Here is an 18,745-nt window from a genome sequence, read left to right on the forward strand (position 1 = left end):
GCTGCCATTCAGTCCTTGTCGAACGGGTTCTTCGCGCTGCGCAGGTTTAGCCTGATCGGCACGGCATCAAACCCCAGCTCCCGGCGGATGCCGTTGATCAGGTAGCGGCGATAGCTTTCGGGAAGCAGATCGAGCCGCGTTCCGAACAGGACAAAGCCGGGAGGGCGCGTCTTGGCCTGGGTAATGTAGCGCAGCTTGATCCGCTTGCCCCCTGGCGCCGGCGGCGGATTGGCTTCGAGCGCCTGGTCGAACCAGCGATTGAGCGCGCCGGTAGAAACACGCTTCGACCATGCCTCGCGCAGTTCGAAAGCAGCGCTCAGAAGCTGGTCGACGCCCTTGCCCGTCCGCGCCGAGACCGCGATGAGCGGCACCCCGCGCACTTGCGCAAGTCCGTCGTCAAGCGCCGCGCGGATGCCGTTGAACAGGGCTGACGGACCTTCGGCGACATCCCACTTGTTGATCGCGATCATCAGGGCCCGGCCTTCCTCCAGCACCATCGAGGCAATCTTGAGGTCCTGGTGCTCTAGTCCTTGGGTGGCATCGAGCAGCAGGACGACGACTTCCGCAAAGTCAATCGCATGGCGGGCGTCGGCCACCGCCAGACGCTCGAGCTTCTCGGTGACGCGCGCCTTCTTGCGCATTCCCGCCGTGTCGATCAGGCGGACATGGCGCACTTCGTCGGTCTTGGGATCGGTCCATTCCCAGTCGACCGCAATCGAATCGCGCGTGATCCCCGCTTCCGGGCCGGTCAAGAGCCGGTCCTGGCCCAGCATGCGGTTGATGAGGGTGGATTTGCCGGCGTTAGGCCGTCCGACGATCGCGAGCTTGAGCGGGCCGGTCAGTTCGTCCCATTCGGGCTCCGCCTCGTAATCGTCGGCCTCTTCCCGGGCGAAGTGGGGAAGCAGCGCCTCGAACAAGTCGCCCATGCCCTCGCCATGCTCGGCGGACAGGGCGATCGGATCGCCCAAACCCAGCGCGTAGCTTTCAAGGATGCCCTGCTCACCGGCGCGTCCTTCGGCCTTGTTGGCGACGAGGATGACCGGCACCTTCGAGCTGCGCAGCCAGCGAGCGATTTCTTCGTCCAGCGGCGTCAACCCGGCGCGGGCATCGATCACGAACAGGGCGACGCGGGCGCCGACCAGCGCCGCTTCGGTCTGCGCGCGCATCCTCCCCGGCAGGCTTTCCGGGTCGTCGTCCTCCCAGCCAGCGGTATCGACGATCGCGAAGTCGAGCCCCAGCAGGTGCGCTTCGCCGATCCGACGGTCGCGCGTCACCCCCGGCTGGTCGTCGACCAGCGCCAGGCGCTTGCCGACCAGCCGGTTGAACAGGGTCGATTTGCCCACGTTGGGCCGGCCGATGATGATGACCTGGGGAAGCATCGCTACCCCGTGGCGCGCGGGGCCGCGCAAGGCAAGCCGCCATCTCGCCCGCGCAACGAACGATCAATTACCGTCGATAACCCGAAATTAACCGTTCGCGCGCGAGATTGGCGGGCATGAGGGGAATAACGGGGATCATCGCGGCGACGCTTGCCGCATCGACAGCATTACTCGCCGCCGTGCCCGCCAGGGCCGATTCGGCCGATTTCGACGCTGTGACCAGCGACACCGGCGAAACTGCTGGAACATCGGCCCTGCCCTATCTCCAATGCGTTCCCTACGCCCGCCAGGTGTCGGGCATCCGCATCTTTGGCGACGCCCATACATGGTGGGACCAGGCCGCCGGACATTACGCTCGCGGCGTTCGCCCAAGGGTCGGCGCGGTGATGAGCTTCCGTCCTTACGGGAACATGCGCCTCGGACACGTCGCCGCGGTGAGCAGGATCATCGATTCGCGCACCGTCCTGCTGCGCCACGCCAACTGGTCGCTGATCAACGGGCGGCGCGGCCAGATCGAAGATGACGTGCGCGCGGTGGATGTTTCGGAAGCCAACGACTGGAGCGAAGTGCGGGTCTGGTTCGCGCCGATCCGAGGGCTCGGAACCACGCACTGGCCGGTAAACGGCTTCATCTATCCTGATCGGCCCGCAGCGGACGAGCCGCTGGCGCGGACAGTCTATGCCGCTTCCAAGCCGCGGCCGTCACGCATCGGCAGCGATTTCCTCAAGGGAATTGCCGGGGACGCCCCGGCAGCCCGCCAGCCGGTGAAAAGCGCAAGCCGGTCGCGCAGCCAGGACCCGATCGGCGACCTGATCGCACGCGTCAGCTAAGGCGGCCTCAGCCCTTTTTCGCGACCGGGGCATCCTCGCCCAGATCCTGGTACCAGGCCTCGACTTCGCCCGTCAGCTTGAGCGTCAGCGGATTGCCCTTGCGATCCGTGGTTCGCCCGGCCTGGACGCGCACCCAGCCCTCGGAAATGCAGTATTCCTCGATGTTGGTGCGCTCGACGCCCTTGAACCGTATACCGACGCCCCGGGCCAGTTTCTCGCCGTCGAACCATTCGCTGCGCGGATTGATCGCGAGGTGATCGGGGGGCACGTCGGCCGCGGTGGAGGATTCAACCGGCTGTGAAGTTTCTTCGTTCATGGCAGCGGCCTCTAGGCACGCAGCGCCGCTTGTCAATTCGCGCACGCTTGCGTATGGGCCGCGCCTTGCCGCGCCGGAACCCGGCAGCGGGCGCGTAGCTCAGTGGTAGAGCACACCCTTCACACGGGTGGGGTCGCAGGTTCAATCCCTGCCGCGCCCACCATCCCTTCGATCGCAGGTAAGGGATGGCCTGGCCATGCCATGCTGAATTGGCGACGATGCCAAGAGGTCCGGCCCAACCGCTATTAATCGGGCGGGGCGAAGTCCGCCGGAGTGGACCAGATGCCGGCGCCGCCGTTCGCAATCGCGCTGCTTGGAGAAACCACCTCCGGGGTAGCTGTCTCCAGCGGTGCAGGAAGTCCAAGCGCGGGCGAAGTGGCGGGCAGTCGGATTGGATCAGCACTCGCAACGACCGCCTGATCACGACCGCCAAGCGCGATCACACCGTAGGCGCCGGCCGCGAGGAGCGCGGCGCCTACGACGATCAGGTGGCGATCCGGCCTAGCGACCATTGCCCAGAACACGCGGACGCGTCGAAACATAGACGTCGACCGACGCAGCGCCATTGGACCCAAGTTCACTGCCCTCGCGGTTGGAGCCGACCAGCAGGAACGTGCCGTCCCAGGAAAGCGACGCGCGAGTGTCATTGGCGGGGCTGCTGACCGACGCAAGGTGTTCCGGAGCGGACCACGGCTCGGAGGTGGAATTGCGCGAGGCGCTCCAGACGTCCTGCGTACCGGTACCCAGGTTGGGCGAACGATTCGAATCGAAAACGATCTCGCGTCCGTCGCGGCTGACGTTGGGCCGTGCAGCGTCGCCATCGGCGTTTAATTCCGCGACCGGTTGCGCGGGACCGAAGTTGACGCTGGAATAGATCGCCTGGCGTCCGCTCCGCGTGCTCGAGAAATACAGCACCTGGTTGCCGGCGTCGTCCTCGAAGTAGGCGGGGCTCCATTCCTGTGCCGGACTGTTGACGTTTGCCGAGAGCAGTTCCGGTTCGTCCCAGCCGGCAGTGCCCAGCCGACTGCGGTAGATGTCGCCGTTCATTGTACCCGCGGGAGCGCGAACGAAGAACAGGCCTTTGCCGCGAACGGGGTCGGGGCAGTATTCGTTGTCTGCGGTGTTGATTGGCGCCGGAAGGGGTTCGGGTGCCCCCCATCCCGACGTGGTCGAATCGCGATGCGCCACCCAGATATCGAGACTGCCGTTGATGCTGCCGGGCCGGTTGCTTGCGGTGTAGAGACTGAGTCCGTCGGGCGACATGATCGGACAACCGTCGCTGAACGGTGAATTGAGGGTGGGGTCCGACCCAAGCTCGGCGCTCACCGGGACACCCCAGTCACCGAACGTCTTCGCGAGCAGCGTGCCGGTAAGCGCGACTGAGATCAGTGCCGCCCCCATGGCAATTCCCCGGCGACCTGGGCCGGGACGAAAAATGTGCTTCATCGAACTCTCCTGTTGTGCCGGGAGCTCATCTGGAGGCTCGTTACCTGAGATTCGCCGCCTGCCATGCCCCTGGAGTGACCATGGCCCGATGCCTCGCCAAGTCCTGTCGCGGCGCCGATGGAAATCTGATTTCTCGCCGACTTCTCCCGAACCATGACGCAAAAGTCGCGAAATCTCTGGGGAGCTTGAGAATCTTGGACTAGGTTCCGGAACGCGGCGCGATTCCGACGAGAGTGGAGGTTGACTCCTTGGGCGACGAGAAGCTGCAGTTCGACTTTGAAGGCGCGGTCCTACCATCGCCGGTGCCGCTGGCGCACGTCCCCGCGTTCACGCTGGGTCCGCTGAGGGTCGAACCCGCGCTGCGCAAATTGAGCGAAGCCTCCGGGCGGAGCGAGACGCTCGAGCCCCTGGTGCTGCAATTGCTGATCACCTTTCGATCTGCGCTTGGCCACACGCTGACGCGCGATGATCTGATCGCCGCCTGCTGGGCCGGGCGGATAGTCAGCGACGATGCGATCAATCGCGTGGTGTCTAAGCTGCGACGCGTGCTGGCTGATCTGGGTGAAGGTGCGGTGCGCCTCGATACCGTGACCAAGGTCGGCTACCGGCTGGTCGTAGAAAACGCCGGAGAGTCGCCCGCCACGGCCGGCCGCTCGCCTACCAACGTCCCCTGGACGCGTCCGTTGCATCGAGACACCTGGCGCAAGACGGCTCTCGCGGCCCTGGGACTGGTGGCGCTCGGCGGAATGGGCAGCGCAGCATGGGGGATTCTTTCATCGGCACGCGCCGCCGAGGAAATAACCATCGGTGTCGAGCCGATGGCCGGCAATGCCGCCAATCGCGAAGACAAGGAATTCGCCAGCGCCCTGACCGGCGACCTGGCGCAAATGGCGGGTGCCATAAGCCGTGCCTCGTTTGTCGAGAAAGTCGGCAACGAAACCCGTAAGGAGGATCTCATCGTCCGCATCGCTGTCGAGCGCGACGGCGACCAGCTCGTCGCGCGGCCCCTGCTAGTCGACGGTAGCGACGGGTCGGTTCTGTGGTCCGACCGTTTCGCCACCAACGCGGGCGCACCCGACCGGTTGCGTGAGCAAGTGGCGATGGCCACCGCGGGCGTTATGCGCTGCGGGCTTGAGCGCTCGGCCAAAGTCCTTGGGGACGCTGCCTCGATCCGCCTGTTCTTCGCCGCCTGCAATGCCGTGATGCAGCGCGACCCCGCGCGTGGGGAGAGCCTGGCCCGGCAGATCGTGGCGCGGCGGCCAGATGTGGCAGCGGGCTGGGCTTGCCTGGCACTGACGACGCTTCAGGCCGGAATGGTTCCGGGAACGCCTCCACAGCGGCTAGCCGCTGTTCGCGCCGAAACGCGCCGGTACGCCTTGAAGGCCCTCGCCCTCGATCCTCACGTCGGGCGCGCCTATGAAGCGCTGGCGCTTGCTGCGCCGCAGGGCAGCGAGGAACAGTTCGCGACTGTCGCCAAGGGGATCGCGGCCGAACCCGAACTGCCCGCACTCCATCGGGTGCAATCCTTCGCGCTGTTCAACGCGGGCTACGTGCGCGCAAGCCTTGCCCCCGCGCAACGCGCTCTCGCCCTCGACCCGACTTCCACGATCGATTTCGGCAATCTCCAGCGACGCCTTATGGCGGTGGGCCGCATCGAGGAAGCACGCGCGATGCAGATAGAGGCCGAACGAATCTGGCCCAGCGAGCAATGGGTCACGACGGACCGGTTGCTCTTGCTACGCTTTAACCAGGATCCGCGAGAGGCGCTGGCCGAACTGGATCGCGTTCAGGCCAAATTGCCTGCCCGCTCGAGCATACCGCTGTTGTTACGACGCGAGGTATTGGCACGGGTCGATCCTGCGTCCCGCGATGTCGCGGCTATTGAGCGCGAGGCTGCGGCTGCCTATGCCGCCGACCCGATCAACGCGTGGACGATCGCGGCTGCGCTAACCCGATTGGGTTATCCCGAGCGCGCGCTGACATGGATGGAGCGCGCCCCCGGGGGCGAAAACTATTACCAATGGTCATCCTTATTTACGCCTGACACCGCAGCGATCCGGCGCGATCCTCGCTTCTTCGCGACGATTGGGCGGCTTGGCCTACTCAAGGTCTGGCGCGCGCGGCACCAATGGCCCGACTTCTGCTCCGAACCGGGCCTGCGCTATGATTGCGCGACCGAGGCGGCCCGACTTGAAAGAGGGGTGGACGGCACGGTGGGAAGCCCCGGGCGAACCGCGGCGAAGCAAAAATCTGCTGTCAGCCGCTCCGTTTGATCGTGGTCAAAGCAGTCCCTTCCTCTTCTCCCGAAGTTCCTCTTGGGGGTCGGAGAGGAGAATCGCCGTGCCGCGGGAAAACATCACCTACACCGAACAGGCCGTTCGCATCATCATCGGCTTCCTGCTGCTCACTCTCGCGCTGTTCGGACCGCGCATTCCCCTCGGCTGGCTGGGCCTCCCGGCGATCCTGACCGGCCTTACAGGATATTGTCCGCTGACGGCGCTCGTCGAACGAGGATCGCGCCACGCCAGCTAGCGCATGACAAGGGCGGCCGGCGGGCTGTTCCTTGCACCGGCCGAGGCAAGGCGGCATAGCCCGCTGCCATGCACGACATCCGCCTCATCCGTGACCATCCTGAAGCATTCGACGCCGGTCTTGCCCGGCGCGGACTACCCGCCGCTGCCGCCTCGATCCTCGCTCTCGACAGTGCGCGGCGCGCGGTCGCGACAAGGATGCAGGAAGCGCAGAATCGGCGCAACGAAGCGTCGAAGGCCATCGGCGCGGCCAAGGCGCAGAAGCGGGATGACGATGCTGCCGCCCTCATGGCCGAGGTCGCCGATCTCAAGACCGCATTGCCGGCGCTGGAACAGGAAGACCGCGAGCTAACCGCGCGGCTGCACGATGCCCTCGCGGGGTTTCCCAATCTTCCTGCCGCCGACGTCCCCGATGGCTCGGACGAGAGCGCAAACCGCGAGATCGCTCGGTGGGGCACGCCGCGCGCCTTTTCCTTCACGCCCCGCGAACATGCCGACATTGGCCCTGCGCTGGGTCTCGATTTCGAGACCGGGGCCGCGATCGCGGGTGCGCGCTTTACCTTCGTGCGCGGCCAGATGGCGCGCCTGCAGCGAGCGCTCGGCCAGTTCATGCTCGACCTTCAGACCGGGACGAACGGTTATGTGGAGTGTTCGCCCCCGCTTCTCGTCCGCGACGAAGCGATGTTCGGCACCGGGCAGCTGCCCAAGTTCGCCGAGGACCTGTTTCATACGACCGACGGCCGCTGGCTCATTCCGACCGCGGAAGTCAGCCTGACCAACGCCGTGCGCGAGCAGATCGTCGATGCCGGCACGCTTCCCATCCGCATGACCGCGCTCACCCCCTGCTTCAGGTCGGAAGCAGGAGCCGCCGGCAAGGACACGCGCGGCTTCATCCGTCAGCACCAGTTCGAAAAGGTCGAGCTCGTCAGCATCGTGCGGCCTGAAGATGCCGAGGCCGAACACGAACGGATGACCCACGCGGCGGAGTCTGTCCTCCAGGCGCTGGAATTGCCCTATCGCAAGCTGCTGCTGTGCTCGGGCGACATGGGGCCGAGCGCGATCAAGACCTATGACCTTGAAGTGTGGCTGCCCGGCCAGGACACCTATCGCGAGATTTCGAGCTGCTCGAACTGCGGAGATTTCCAGGCACGGCGAATGAACACCCGTTTCCGGCCAGAGGGGAGCAAGGCGACGGAATTCGTCCATACCCTCAATGGGTCGGGCCTTGCCGTGGGACGCACGCTGGTCGCCGTGCTCGAGAACTACCAGCGCGAGGATGGTTCGGTCGATGTCCCGGCGGTGCTCGCGCCCTACATGGGCGGGATCATGCGGTTGGAGCCCGCGGCCTGATGCGCATCCTCCTGACCAACGACGACGGAATCCATGCCCCCGGGCTCGAAGTGCTCGAGGCGATTGCGCGCGAGTTGTCGGACGACGTGTGGATCTGCGCTCCGGGCGAGGAACAATCCGGCGCCGGCCACTCGCTAACCTTGTCGCGCCCGGTGCGCCTGCGCCAGCATGACGAGCGCCGCTGGTCGGTCAGCGGCACGCCGACCGATTCCGTCATGATGGCGCTGCGCAAATTAATGGACGGACCGCCGGATCTGATCCTTTCGGGCGTCAATCGCGGGGCAAACCTGGGCGACGACATTACGTATTCGGGAACGGTATCGGCCGCGATCGAGGGAGCGCTCGCCGGAATACGCTCGATCGCGTTGAGCCAGGTCTATGCGCGCGAAGGCATGGGAGACACGGTTCCCTTCGCCGCCGCTGCCGCGTGGGGCGCAAAGGCCCTCCGACCGCTGCTCGATGCCCACTTGCCCGAACGAACGCTGATCAACATCAACTTTCCTGCGTTGCCCGCAGAGGAAGTGCGCGGGATCAAGCTCGCCGCGCAGGGCTTTCACGACTACTCGCGCGGCAGCATCGTCGAGGGCACCGATCCCCGCGGCTATCGCTACTTCTGGTTCGGGCTTCACGCGATCGAGCATACGCCGGGCCACGCGACGGACCTCGAGGCCATTGCGGATGGCTACATCTCCGTCACGCCTCTCCAGCTCGACCTGACCGACCACGCTGCCCTTGGCGCGCTTGCGGAGCGCTACGCCCAATGAGGCCCCGCGCCGGTTTTTCAGTGGCCCTCGCCGCGATGCTACTGAGTGCATGTGTCAGCAGCGGAGAGCGCAGGCCAGAACGTGCCCCGCCCTCCCGCGACGAGCGGGACCAGCGCGCGAGTTACACCGTGCGACCAGGCGATACCCTATCGCACATCGCGGCGCGGCTGGGTGTCGACATGGGCGCGCTGGCCCGCGCGAACGCGCTGCCGCCGCCTTATCTCATCCGCATCGGGCAGCGCCTGGTCCTGCCGGATAGCCGACGCAGTGCTCCCGTTCGGCCGAGCGAGAGCCGTCCCGTCGTCCAGCCACTGCCGCCCCGCGTCACCGATCAGGCGCCGGTGCGGCGTCCGCCGTCCCAGACGCCGGCGATGGGTTCTTCGGTTATGCGTCCGGCGGGCGCGCCTCGCTTTGTCTGGCCTGTCGACGGGTTGCTGGCGGAGGAATTCGGCAGCGGCGCAGACGGCCGCGGCATCGCGATTTCGGCACACGGCGGCACCGCAGTACGCGCGGCGGCGGCCGGAACTGTCCTGTTCGCTGGCGAGGAGCCGTCCCGCTATGGCCAGGTCGTGCTGATAGATCACGGCGCGGGCTGGGTCAGCGCCTATGGCCATCTCGGCAAGTTGGTGGTGAGCGCAGGTGAGAAGGTCGGCGCCAATTCCCGCCTCGGATTCGTCGCTCCGGGTCGTCCCGCGGGGAACGCGCAGCTTCATTTCGAACTGCGCCACGACAACCAGCCGGTCGACCCGGTTCCGCTGCTGCCGCCGCGGCTCTAGCGCCTAACCAAGGATCCAGAACACCGCGCCCATCGCAGATAGGCGACGAGCCAATAGCCCGCGTCGATCATCGCAACGGCGGTCGCGATCTTCTGGTGCAGGTAGCTGGTCCACAGCGCCGGGATCACGAACGCCAGCGCGAGTCCGCCAGACATCATGAAGTAGAGCCAGGGTTTCGCCCCCAGCGTTGCCGGTCCGATCCGCGCGAACATGTGCCCGAGCATGAACGCCGAAATGAGCGCGAGCGCCAGCGTTATCCCAATCGTGCGCCACGGCCGCGAACGCGCCATCAGCCCGCCCGGTCCGACTGCCGCTTGTTTGGCCCGACCGAACAGCAAGCCATACCACACCAGCCCGGTGACGAACGAAGCGAGCGCGGCAACGACGATGCCGAGCAGATTTAGCGGACCCATGGGGATATTCCTTTTGCGGATGGCAGATTAGGCGCGTCCCGGCAGCGAGGCAATCGGCGGCCGGATTCACCATGGGTGACTGCGCGCGCGATTTGGACTATGGGCCGCGCCAATCATGGCAACTGTAATTCCTGAAGCACGGCGCGTCGGCATGGTGTCGCTCGGCTGCCCCAAGGCGCTGGTCGATAGCGAGCGCATCCTCACCCGGCTGCGCGCCGATGGCTATTCGATGAGCCCCGACTACGCCGGCGCGGACGTAGTGCTGGTGAACACCTGCGGCTTTCTCGATTCGGCCAAGGAGGAAAGCCTTGCCGCGATCGGTGAGGCGATCGCGGAAAACGGCCGCGTGATCGTGACCGGGTGCATGGGCAACGAGGCCGAGGTGATCCGCGCGCGGTTCCCAGGCGTCCTCGCGGTCACCGGCGCGCAGCAATACGAAGCGGTCGTCGAGGCGGTCCACGAAGCCGCGCCGCCAAGCCAGGGGCCATTCGTCGATTTGATTCCCCAGCCTTCCGACATCGATATCAAGCTGACCCCGCGTCACTACAGCTACCTGAAGATTTCCGAGGGCTGCAATCACGCGTGCGCCTTTTGCATCATCCCCTCGCTGCGCGGCAAGCTGGCCAGCCGGCGGATCGACGCGGTCCTGCGCGAAGCCGAAAAGCTGGTCGCTGCGGGCACCAGGGAACTGCTCGTCATCAGCCAGGATACCTCGGCCTATGGTGTCGACGTGCGTCACGAGACGCGCAGCTGGAAGGGTCGCGAAGTCCGGACCCACATGACCGATCTCGCGCGGGAACTGGGCGGCCTGCGCACGCCCGCCGGGCAGGCGCCGTGGGTCCGGCTTCACTATGTCTATCCCTATCCGCACGTCGATCAGGTCATCCCGCTGATGGCCGAAGGACTGCTGACGCCGTATCTCGACATCCCCTTCCAGCACGCATCGCCATCCGTTCTCAAGGCGATGAAGCGGCCCGCCAACGAGGCGCGCGTTCTCGAACGTATCGCCGCCTGGCGCGCTACCTGTCCCGACATCGCGATCCGCTCGTCATTCGTCGTCGGCTTTCCTGGCGAGACCGAGTCCGATTTCCAGTATCTTCTCGACTGGCTCGGCGAGGCGCAGCTCGATCGCGTCGGCGCCTTCCGATTCGAACCCGTCGCAGGCGCTGCCGCCAACGCGCTTCCCGATCCCGTGCCCGAAGAGGTCAAGGAAGAACGCTACGCCCGGATCATGGAAAAGACCGCGGCAATCAGCGCCGCAAAGCTGGCCGGGAAGATCGGCCGCATCCTTCCGGTGATTGTCGACGAAGTCGGCGTGCCGGACGAGGATGGTGACATAGGAGCCACCGCGCGCAGCCAGGCCGATGCGCCCGAGATCGACGGCAACGTATTCCTGCGCAATGTCCCCACAACGCTTGCGCCGGGGGATATTGTCATGGCGAACATCGAAGATGCGGACGAGCACGACCTGTTCGGGGTGATCGGCTGACTCGCACGGCCGTCCGGTTGCGAAAAAATCAATTCAAATTATTCATTTTCGCAATTGCGGTAAATTTCGCTGCAGTGCACAACGACCGTGCCTTTTAGGCATCCTCTCCCAAAACTTCCAAAGCCCGGGCGGCGACGCCCGGGCTTTTTTTTCGGGCCTATATGCGGGCTTAGAGCCGATTTACCCCTTCGGGACCAGCAAGCTGCTTCGGCGGCGTGCTGCTGTCGATCGGGCGGACGAAAACCCGCGCGACGATCGGAAAGCTGCGTGCAATCGTTTGCTCGATGTCGCGCACGATCTCCTCGACGCGGCCCGCGGTAAGGTCGTCCTCGAAGTCCGCGCTGATGATCGCGGTCACCATTTCAGGCGAAGAGTGAACAGTGAGAATCTGCTGGATCGCAACGATTCCGGCATGCCCCGCCGCGCAATCCGAGATCGCCTGAACCAGCTTGGGGTCGGCCGCTTCGCCGATCAGGAGGCCCTTCGATTCGTTGAGCAGCAGGATCGCGAGCGCGCCAAGCACCAGCCCGATGAACACCGACGCCAGGCCATCCCAGAAGGGATTGCCGGTGATGAGGCTGATCGTCAGCCCGATCGCTGCGAAGACCAGCCCCACCAGCGCTCCGCCGTTCTCCAGCAATACGATGATCGTCGGGGCATCCTTTGAAAACGTGATCGCCTTCAGCCAGCTGCGTCCGTCGCGGGTCTCGTCGAATTCCTTCTTCGCCTCGAGCGTCGACCACCCCTCCAGCGCAAACGCAACGCCAAGCACGATGAAAGCAATGAGGGGGCTGGTCGCTTTTTCGGGATGGAGAATGTGGATGATGCCTTCGTAGATCGAAACGCCCGCACCCAGCGAGAACACGAGGATCGCGACCACGAAGCTCCAGAAATAAAGCTCGCGCCCGTATCCGAAAGGATGGAGCGTATCAGCAGGCCGTGCCGCGCGCTTTCGCCCGTAGAGCAGCAGGAGCTGGTTTGTGCTGTCGACGAGACTGTGGACGCCTTCGGTCAGCATCGCCGAGGATCCCGTGATTGCCGCGGCGACGAACTTTGCCGCCGCGATGCCGACGTTCGCGGCCAGCGCGATTACGATCGTCCGGGTCGATCCACCTGCCATTTTTCGTTCTTGCCCCTTGTGCGCACTGGCGCCCTAAACGATCCGCAAGCCGTTAGGCTCCACGGAAACCGAGCCGTGCGGCTCTGCTAGAGCCAGCCGATCCGGCGAAAGCGCACATATAGCGCGCCACAGATAGCGAAGATCGTCCCCAGCACGATGAAGTAGCCGTATCTCCACTCAAGCTCCGGCATGAAGCGGAAGTTCATCCCATAGATGCCGGCGATCGCAGTCGGCACTGCCAGGATCGCGGCCCACGAAGCGAGCTGGCGGGTCATCTCGCCCTGGCGGTGCGATTCGAGCAGCGCCGCAGTCTCGACGATAGAGGTCAGGGTTTCCTTCAGTCCCACGAGCCGCGTCATTGCCCGCCGCATGTGATCGAGAACGTCGCGAAACCAGACGCGCGCCGCGGGGTCGATCGCCGGCAGTTCGGTATTCACCAGCCGGTCGCAAAGCTCCTCCATCGGACCGACGACGCGGACAAAGCGGCGCAGTTGGCGGCGCAGGCGAAAGATCCGGCGGATCGTAATCTGTTCGGGGAACTCGTCGATCGCGCGTTCCTCCATCTCCTGCACCGCAGTCTCGAGATGGTCGAGGAGCGGACCATACCCGTCGACGATGAAGTCGAGCACGGCATGAAGAACATAATCCGGTCCTTCCGCCATGCGGTCCGGACCGCTTTCCAGGCGGCGCCGCACTTCATGATGGCCGCGCTCGCTGCCATGGCGGACCGTGATCAGGAAATCGCAGCCGATGAAGAACGCAGTCTGACCATAATCGATGACCTCATCCGCCGACAGTGCGGCCGTCCGTGCGACGAGGAACAGCTGCTTTCCGTAAGTCTCCAGCTTGGGAAGCTGCGCCGGATTGAGCGCATCCTCCACCGCCAGCGGGTGAAGGCCGAACTGGCTCTGCAGCGCTGCCATCTCCTCGGCCGAAGGCTCCGCCACCCCGATCCAATCAAAGCTGCCCGAAGGGAGCGCCTCGCGCGGGGCACCGTCGATCGGCAGCGAGTGGGGACTGCGTTCCCCGGCGATGTAGCGGCGGGCATTCACGATCGTCATGGCAGAGGATTTGGCAGGGGGCGAGGACGCTGGCAATCGCTCAAATTCCCGCTTACACTCGTGTCAAAATTCGAGAGGACTCTGCCGATGAACGCCGCCGTGTCACCGATCACCCGTGCCGACACCGACTTTGACATGCTGATCGTAGGTGCGGGGATTTCCGGCATTGGGATGGCTGTCCACCTTCAGCGGAACAATCCCGGCAAGCGTTTCGCCCTGCTCGAGCGCCGCCAGAACCTGGGCGGAACGTGGGACCTGTTCCGCTATCCCGGCATCCGTTCGGACAGCGACATGCACACGCTCGGCTTCGTGTTCGAGCCGTGGAAGCACGAGAAGTCGATTGCCGACGGACCTGCCATCCTCGATTACCTCAACAAGATCGTCGACGATCGTGGCCTGCGGGGGAACATCCGCTTTGGCCAGAAGGTCGTGTCCGCGGCCTGGGACACCGAGACCGCGCGCTGGACGGTAACCACCGAGGGTGACGACGGCTCGCACAGCGTTCTGACCGCGAACTTCCTGTTCCTCGGTTCGGGCTACTACGATTACGACCAACCCTACGACGCGCAGTTTCCTGGCCGCGAGAAGTTCGGCGGGCAAATCGTCCATCCCCAGTTCTGGCCGGAAGACCTGGATTATGCGGGCAAGCGTGTCGTGGTGATCGGTTCCGGCGCGACCGCCGCGACGATCGTCCCGGCAATGGCCCGGGAAGCAGCACATGTCACGATGCTGCAACGCACGCCGACGTGGTACGCCGCGCGCCCCGCGAAGGACAAGTTCGCCAACACGTTGCGCAAGTTCCTGCCCGAGACCTGGGCCTATGCGATCACGCGCAAGAAGAACGTCTTCATGCAGGACATCACCTTCAAGACCGCGCGCAACAAGCCGCAGAAGGTGAAGGATGCCCTGACCAAAATGGCCAAGGAGCACCTTGGCGACCGATACGATCCCGTCGCGTTCACCCCGCCTTACAATCCGTGGGAACAGCGGCTGTGCCTGATTCCCGATGCCGACCTGTTCGAGGCGATCAAGGCCGACAAGGCGGAGATCGTTACCGACCACATCGAGACGTTCGACAAGACCGGGATCGCCCTCAAGTCCGGCAAGCATATCGATGCCGACATAATCGTGACCGCCACAGGCCTGAAGCTCGCCGTCGCGGGCAAGATCGCGATCAGCGTCGACGGCGAGGAAGTGCGTTTCAACGAACGCTATTACTACCGCAACGCGATGTTCTCGAACGTGCCCAATTTCGCGGTCGTGTTCGGTTATCTCAACGCTTCATGGACGTTGCGCACGGATATCGTCGCGCAGTACGTTTGCCGCGTCATCGCGCACATGGACAAGGTTGGTGCCGAGATCGCGACGCCGGTCATGGCCAACGATGCCAAGATCGAGGACGACAACATCTTCGATTTCTCGTCGGGCTACATCCAGCGCTCGATCCACGAGCTGCCCAAGAGCGCCAAGAACCTGCCGTGGCGGCTGAACCAGGAATATGTCCGCGACAAGAAGGACATGCGCAGTGCGCCAATCGACGACGGCATCCTGACCTTCTCGAAGGCCCATGCGGTCGCGCGGCCCGCCGCAGCGGCGGAATCCGAACTGGAGGCAGCCGAATAGGCCTACGAAGTGCCGGGCCTCGGCGGCAGGCGCCGGGGCACTTGCAGTCCGTGCGGTTTCGCGTAACCCGGCACCATGCCTGACGGACCCCCCGATCCCGGACGAATCTGGACCGCCGCGCTCGTCGTGATCGGCGACGAGATTCTTTCGGGCCGCACGCACGACAAGAACATCGCGCAAGTCGCAAGCTGGCTTGGCGTCCAGGGCATCCGCCTGGCCGAAGTCCGCATCGTCCCCGACGTGGAGGATGCCATCATCGAGGCAGTGAACGCGCTGCGCGCCCGCAACGACTACCTGTTCACCACCGGCGGCATCGGCCCCACGCACGATGACATCACCGTCGACGCGGTCGCCCGCGCGCTGGGCGTGGACGTCGAAATCAATCCGCGCGCCCGCGCGATCCTCGAGAGCTATTACGCGACGCGCGGCGGCCTCAACGAAGGACGACTGCGTATGGCTCGAGCGCCGGCCGGGTCGGAACTCATCGAGAACCGCATGTCGGGGGCGCCTGGCCTGAAGATCGGTAACGTGTTCCTGATGGCCGGGGTGCCGCACATTACCGCCGGCATGCTCCATGCGCTGACCGGGACGCTCGAAGGCGGCCTTCCGCTGTTGAGCGAGCAGGTCGGCTGCTGGGTCGCCGAAAGCGAGGTCGCGGACCTCCTGCGGACGGCGGAAAAGAACCACGCCGGGTGCCAGATCGGCAGCTATCCCTTTTTTCGCGAGGGGCGGGTGGGGGCCAACTTCGTCGTCCGCTCGACCGATGCCGGGGCGCTCGCGGCATGCCTGTCCGACGTCGTGGCCGGTCTCGAGGCGATGGGCCGCGAGGTTACGCCGGGAGGCATCTGACCCGCATGCGACTCCCTCCGGCCTATCCGTGGCTGCTCGCGGCCGTTCCCCTTGCCGCCTGCGCAGGTCCGCAGGCGCGGGTCGAGGCCTTCGAGCAAGTCCTCCTGTCTCATGACAGTGCGACTGCGGCTCTTGCCCAATGGTGCGCGGCGCGCGGGCTCGCCGAAGCCCACGAAATCACCGCGGCACCGCTCGAGGGCCCTCCGGCCGCACCGCCAGCCGACCTGCGGGCGCTTCTCGAAGTCGGTGCAGACGAGCCGCTCGGCTATCGCCACGTCGGCCTGCGCTGCGGCGCGCTTACCTTGTCCGAGGCACACAACTGGTACGTTCCGGCCCGCCTGCCGGAAAGTGTCAACGACCTGCTGGCCGATGGCCACACGCCCTTCGGAATCGCCGCCGCCCCCACCCGATACACGCGCACGCGACTGCCGGTTCGCCACGGCCGCGACATCTCGTGTCCGGCCGACACAATCCTGACCCATCGCGGTCTGCTGAAGGCCGCGGACGGCAAGCCCATCGCGCTGGTCATCGAATGTTACACGAGCGCCAACATCGCGGACTGAACGCGCAGCGATCATGGTTGATGCCGCGTTAACACTTTGCCCGCGCTCGTTCTGGAAATGAAACAGGCGCGACGGTGCGATTGACCCGTCCGATGCATCACGCAACCTCGACACAGAAGCCCATTTCCCGTCCGTTGGCCGGGAGTGCGCGAGCATTTCGAGGGGACGTGACGTGCAAATGCAAACGGGGTCAGGCGAGAAATTCGTCGAGAAGAGGGCAATTTCCCGCGCGCCCGTGAGCCTTTCTATCTCGGCCCGCGAGCGCAGCCGCTCTGCCGTTCCGGTCATGGCCAGCGATCTTTCGACCCACGGCTGCCGGATCGAGGGCGCGGGCATCCATGCCCAAGGCACGTCGATCTGGATCCGCCTGCCAGGTCTCGACAGCCTGGTCAGTCGCATTGCCTGGTCCAGCGGCACCAGCGCCGGGGTGAGGTTCGAAAGCCCCCTGCACCCTGCAGTCGCCGCCCGTTACATGCCGTGGGACCCCTCGCCCAACGTCGTCCCACTTTTTCCGGAGCCTGCAATCCGATCCGCCCCAAACGGCCAGGTTACGCGGCGCGAACAGATTCTCGGCGGCGTGTCGGGGCATTCAGCCAGCCCGCTGGAATTGCGCAAAAGACCGGTCGGCTCGGGTCTTTTCGGGGCTATCCGGCGTAACGTCGCGCGCCGGATGGACGGGCGGCGCGAGCCGCGCCATGGTGATACTCTGACGACCGGTCCCATGACGCTGACCGTGCGCAAGGCCGAAGCGACCGTGGAAAACGTGTCTTCGAGCGGGCTTATGCTGCGCACCGATTTGCACGCCCGGATCGGTGACCGAGTGCCCGTCGCGTTTGAAGGTTTCGCTCCGCTCGAGGGTCGCATCGTCTGGATGCGCGAGGGGCGGGCCGGAATCAGCCTTCCGCCCGGCTCGATCGAACTCGACCTGCCGCTAGACTAAGCGCGCGCAATTCAAAGAAAAATGCCGGCGGGATCGCTCCCGCCGGCATTTTCGTAGCAGCGGCTCAAGCCGGACTGATCAGCCGTTGTGAACTTCGGCCACGTCGATCTTCAGGCCCGGGCCCATCGACGAGCTGACCGACACCTTGCGAAGATACTTGCCCTTGGCGCCGGCCGGCTTTGCCTTGACGATCGCATCGACGAACGCATCGAAGTTGGCGCGCAGCGCCTCGTCCGAGAACGACAGCTTGCCGATGCCCGAATGGATGATCCCCGCCTTTTCGACGCGGAATTCGACCTGGCCGCCCTTTGCAGCCTTGACGGCTTCAGCGACGTTCGGGGTGACCGTTCCCAGCTTGGGGTTCGGCATCAGGCCCTTGGGACCCAGCACCTTGCCCAGGCGACCGACCACGCCCATCATGTCCGGCGTCGCGATGACCCGTCCATAATCGAGGTTGCCGGCCTGCATGTCTTCCATCAGGTCCTCGGCGCCGACCTTGTCGGCCCCGGCAGCGAGAGCGGCCTCGGCCTTGTCGCCACGCGCGAACACGGCAACCTTCACGTCCTTGCCCGTACCCGAAGGCAGGGTCACCATGCCGCGGACCATCTGGTCGGCGTGGCGCGGATCGACGCCCAGGTTCAAGGCCACTTCGACGGTTTCGTCGAACTTGGTGGTCTTGAGGTCACGGAGCAACTGGATCGCCTCGGCGACGCCATAGTGCTTCATGTTGTCGCCCAGCTTGGTCGCGAGCGCCTTCTGCTTCTTGGTCTGTGCCATCGGTTCAGCCCTCCACCACTTCGAGGCCCATCGCGCGGGCGCTGCCTTCGATGATCCGCGTCGCGGCATCGATATCGTTAGCGTTGAGATCGGCCATCTTCATCTGGGCGATCTCGCTGAGCTGCGCGCGGGTGATCTTTCCGGCCGAAACCTTGCCCGGCTCCTTCGAGCCCGACTTCAGGTTGGCGGCCTTCTTGATCAGGAACGACGCCGGCGGCGTCTTGGTGACGAACGTGAAGCTGCGGTCGGCGAACACGGTGATCACGGTCGGCAGGGGCACGCCCTTGTCCATCTCCTGCGTGGCAGCATTGAACTGCTTGCAGAATTCCATGATGTTCACGCCGCGCTGGCCCAAAGCGGGACCAATCGGCGGTGACGGATTCGCAGAGCCCGCGGGCACCTGCAGCTTGATATAGCCTTCGATCTTCTTGGCCACGATGGGCCTCCTTTCTTCCTGTCGGGGACGAGCCCCTCAGAGTAAGCGGTCAGACAAGGGCGAACCCTCTCCCGCGGTGATG

Annotated in this window: 20 protein-coding genes and 1 tRNA gene; 12 read left to right on the top strand and 9 right to left on the bottom strand. The window is 65.1% G+C overall.

Annotated features, from left to right (window positions below; translation table 11 throughout):
• Nucleotides 1–8 precede the first annotated feature (8 nt).
• Entirely contained in the window at nucleotides 9–1,379 is a 1,371-nt protein-coding gene (gene der, locus ACFO0A_RS00185; RefSeq protein ID WP_379536966.1) for a ribosome biogenesis GTPase Der, read from the bottom strand.
• Between the two features lie 116 nt (nucleotides 1,380–1,495).
• Here der and ACFO0A_RS00190 point away from each other — a divergent pair, with 116 nt between their 5' ends.
• A complete protein-coding gene (locus tag ACFO0A_RS00190; protein WP_379536967.1) occupies nucleotides 1,496–2,209 on the top strand; it encodes a CHAP domain-containing protein in 714 nt (237 codons plus the stop codon).
• Nucleotides 2,210–2,216: 7 nt separating this feature from the next.
• On the opposite strand, the gene ACFO0A_RS00195 is transcribed toward ACFO0A_RS00190, so the two are convergent.
• The gene (locus ACFO0A_RS00195; protein WP_379536968.1) at nucleotides 2,217–2,525 is read right to left on the bottom strand and encodes a DUF3297 family protein; all 309 of its coding nucleotides are present in this window, start codon (nucleotides 2,523–2,525) and stop codon (nucleotides 2,217–2,219) included.
• 88 nt (nucleotides 2,526–2,613) lie between these two features.
• Here ACFO0A_RS00195 and ACFO0A_RS00200 point away from each other — a divergent pair.
• Nucleotides 2,614–2,688 (top strand) — tRNA-Val (locus tag ACFO0A_RS00200).
• Between the two features lie 82 nt (nucleotides 2,689–2,770).
• Here the strand turns inward: ACFO0A_RS00200 and ACFO0A_RS00205 are convergent.
• Entirely contained in the window at nucleotides 2,771–3,037 is a 267-nt protein-coding gene (locus ACFO0A_RS00205; RefSeq protein ID WP_379536969.1) for a hypothetical protein, read from the bottom strand.
• On the bottom strand, nucleotides 3,027–3,971 hold the full coding sequence (locus ACFO0A_RS00210) for a TolB family protein (protein ID WP_379536970.1): 945 nt from the start codon (nucleotides 3,969–3,971) through the stop codon (nucleotides 3,027–3,029). Before ACFO0A_RS00210 ends, ACFO0A_RS00205 begins: the two co-directional genes overlap by 11 nt.
• A 248-nt stretch (nucleotides 3,972–4,219) precedes the next feature.
• On the opposite strand from ACFO0A_RS00210, the gene ACFO0A_RS00215 reads away from it, so the two are divergent.
• The 5 genes from ACFO0A_RS00215 (at nucleotide 4,220) to ACFO0A_RS00235 (ending at nucleotide 9,392) form a co-directional block, all read left to right on the top strand.
• Entirely contained in the window at nucleotides 4,220–6,244 is a 2,025-nt protein-coding gene (locus ACFO0A_RS00215) for a winged helix-turn-helix domain-containing protein (RefSeq protein WP_379536971.1), read from the top strand.
• 67 nt (nucleotides 6,245–6,311) lie between these two features.
• Nucleotides 6,312–6,503, top strand: coding sequence for a YgaP family membrane protein (locus tag ACFO0A_RS00220; RefSeq protein WP_379536972.1), 192 nt, complete (start codon nucleotides 6,312–6,314; stop codon nucleotides 6,501–6,503).
• 68 nt (nucleotides 6,504–6,571) lie between these two features.
• Complete coding sequence (gene serS, locus ACFO0A_RS00225; protein ID WP_379536973.1) at nucleotides 6,572–7,852, top strand: serine--tRNA ligase; 1,281 nt, start codon at nucleotides 6,572–6,574, stop codon at nucleotides 7,850–7,852.
• Nucleotides 7,852–8,616, top strand: coding sequence for a 5'/3'-nucleotidase SurE (surE, locus tag ACFO0A_RS00230; protein ID WP_379536974.1), 765 nt, complete (start codon nucleotides 7,852–7,854; stop codon nucleotides 8,614–8,616). Before serS ends, surE begins: the two co-directional genes overlap by 1 nt.
• 35 nt (nucleotides 8,617–8,651) lie before the next feature.
• Nucleotides 8,652–9,392 (top strand): peptidoglycan DD-metalloendopeptidase family protein, encoded by a 741-nt coding sequence (locus ACFO0A_RS00235; protein ID WP_379536975.1) that lies wholly within the window; start codon nucleotides 8,652–8,654, stop codon nucleotides 9,390–9,392.
• On the opposite strand, the gene ACFO0A_RS00240 is transcribed toward ACFO0A_RS00235, so the two are convergent.
• Entirely contained in the window at nucleotides 9,389–9,805 is a 417-nt protein-coding gene (locus ACFO0A_RS00240; protein ID WP_379536976.1) for a DUF1761 domain-containing protein, read from the bottom strand. The genes ACFO0A_RS00235 and ACFO0A_RS00240 overlap by 4 nt on opposite strands.
• Nucleotides 9,806–9,920: 115 nt before the next feature.
• Here ACFO0A_RS00240 and rimO point away from each other — a divergent pair, with 115 nt between their 5' ends.
• Entirely contained in the window at nucleotides 9,921–11,294 is a 1,374-nt protein-coding gene (rimO, locus tag ACFO0A_RS00245; RefSeq protein WP_379536977.1) for a 30S ribosomal protein S12 methylthiotransferase RimO, read from the top strand.
• 169 nt (nucleotides 11,295–11,463) lie between these two features.
• Here rimO and ACFO0A_RS00250 read toward each other — a convergent pair whose 3' ends face one another.
• A complete protein-coding gene (locus tag ACFO0A_RS00250; protein WP_379536978.1) occupies nucleotides 11,464–12,414 on the bottom strand; it encodes a cation diffusion facilitator family transporter in 951 nt (316 codons plus the stop codon).
• An 86-nt stretch (nucleotides 12,415–12,500) separates the two neighbouring features.
• On the bottom strand, nucleotides 12,501–13,475 hold the full coding sequence (locus ACFO0A_RS00255) for a magnesium and cobalt transport protein CorA (protein ID WP_379536979.1): 975 nt from the start codon (nucleotides 13,473–13,475) through the stop codon (nucleotides 12,501–12,503).
• A gap of 87 nt (nucleotides 13,476–13,562) precedes the next feature.
• Between ACFO0A_RS00255 and ACFO0A_RS00260 the strand changes: the two genes are divergently transcribed.
• From ACFO0A_RS00260 to ACFO0A_RS00275, 4 genes are all read left to right on the top strand, one after another.
• Complete coding sequence (locus ACFO0A_RS00260; protein WP_379536980.1) at nucleotides 13,563–15,098, top strand: flavin-containing monooxygenase; 1,536 nt, start codon at nucleotides 13,563–13,565, stop codon at nucleotides 15,096–15,098.
• 75 nt (nucleotides 15,099–15,173) lie between these two features.
• Nucleotides 15,174–15,947, top strand: a complete 774-nt coding sequence (locus ACFO0A_RS00265; RefSeq protein ID WP_379536981.1) for a competence/damage-inducible protein A — start codon at nucleotides 15,174–15,176, stop codon at nucleotides 15,945–15,947.
• Nucleotides 15,948–15,952: 5 nt separating this feature from the next.
• The gene (locus ACFO0A_RS00270) at nucleotides 15,953–16,510 is read left to right on the top strand and encodes a hypothetical protein (protein ID WP_379536982.1); all 558 of its coding nucleotides are present in this window, start codon (nucleotides 15,953–15,955) and stop codon (nucleotides 16,508–16,510) included.
• 178 nt (nucleotides 16,511–16,688) lie between these two features.
• Nucleotides 16,689–17,450, top strand: a complete 762-nt coding sequence (locus ACFO0A_RS00275; protein WP_379538125.1) for a PilZ domain-containing protein — start codon at nucleotides 16,689–16,691, stop codon at nucleotides 17,448–17,450.
• Between the two features lie 78 nt (nucleotides 17,451–17,528).
• On the opposite strand, the gene rplA is transcribed toward ACFO0A_RS00275, so the two are convergent.
• Together rplA and rplK are read right to left on the bottom strand one after the other, a co-directional pair.
• The gene (rplA, locus tag ACFO0A_RS00280; protein WP_379536983.1) at nucleotides 17,529–18,227 is read right to left on the bottom strand and encodes a 50S ribosomal protein L1; all 699 of its coding nucleotides are present in this window, start codon (nucleotides 18,225–18,227) and stop codon (nucleotides 17,529–17,531) included.
• 4 nt (nucleotides 18,228–18,231) lie between these two features.
• Nucleotides 18,232–18,663, bottom strand: a complete 432-nt coding sequence (gene rplK, locus ACFO0A_RS00285; protein WP_379536984.1) for a 50S ribosomal protein L11 — start codon at nucleotides 18,661–18,663, stop codon at nucleotides 18,232–18,234.
• Between the last annotated feature and the right edge of the window lie 82 nt (nucleotides 18,664–18,745).

It is taken from the genome of Novosphingobium tardum (assembly GCF_042652045.1).
Classification (GTDB): domain Bacteria; phylum Pseudomonadota; class Alphaproteobacteria; order Sphingomonadales; family Sphingomonadaceae; genus Novosphingobium; species Novosphingobium tardum.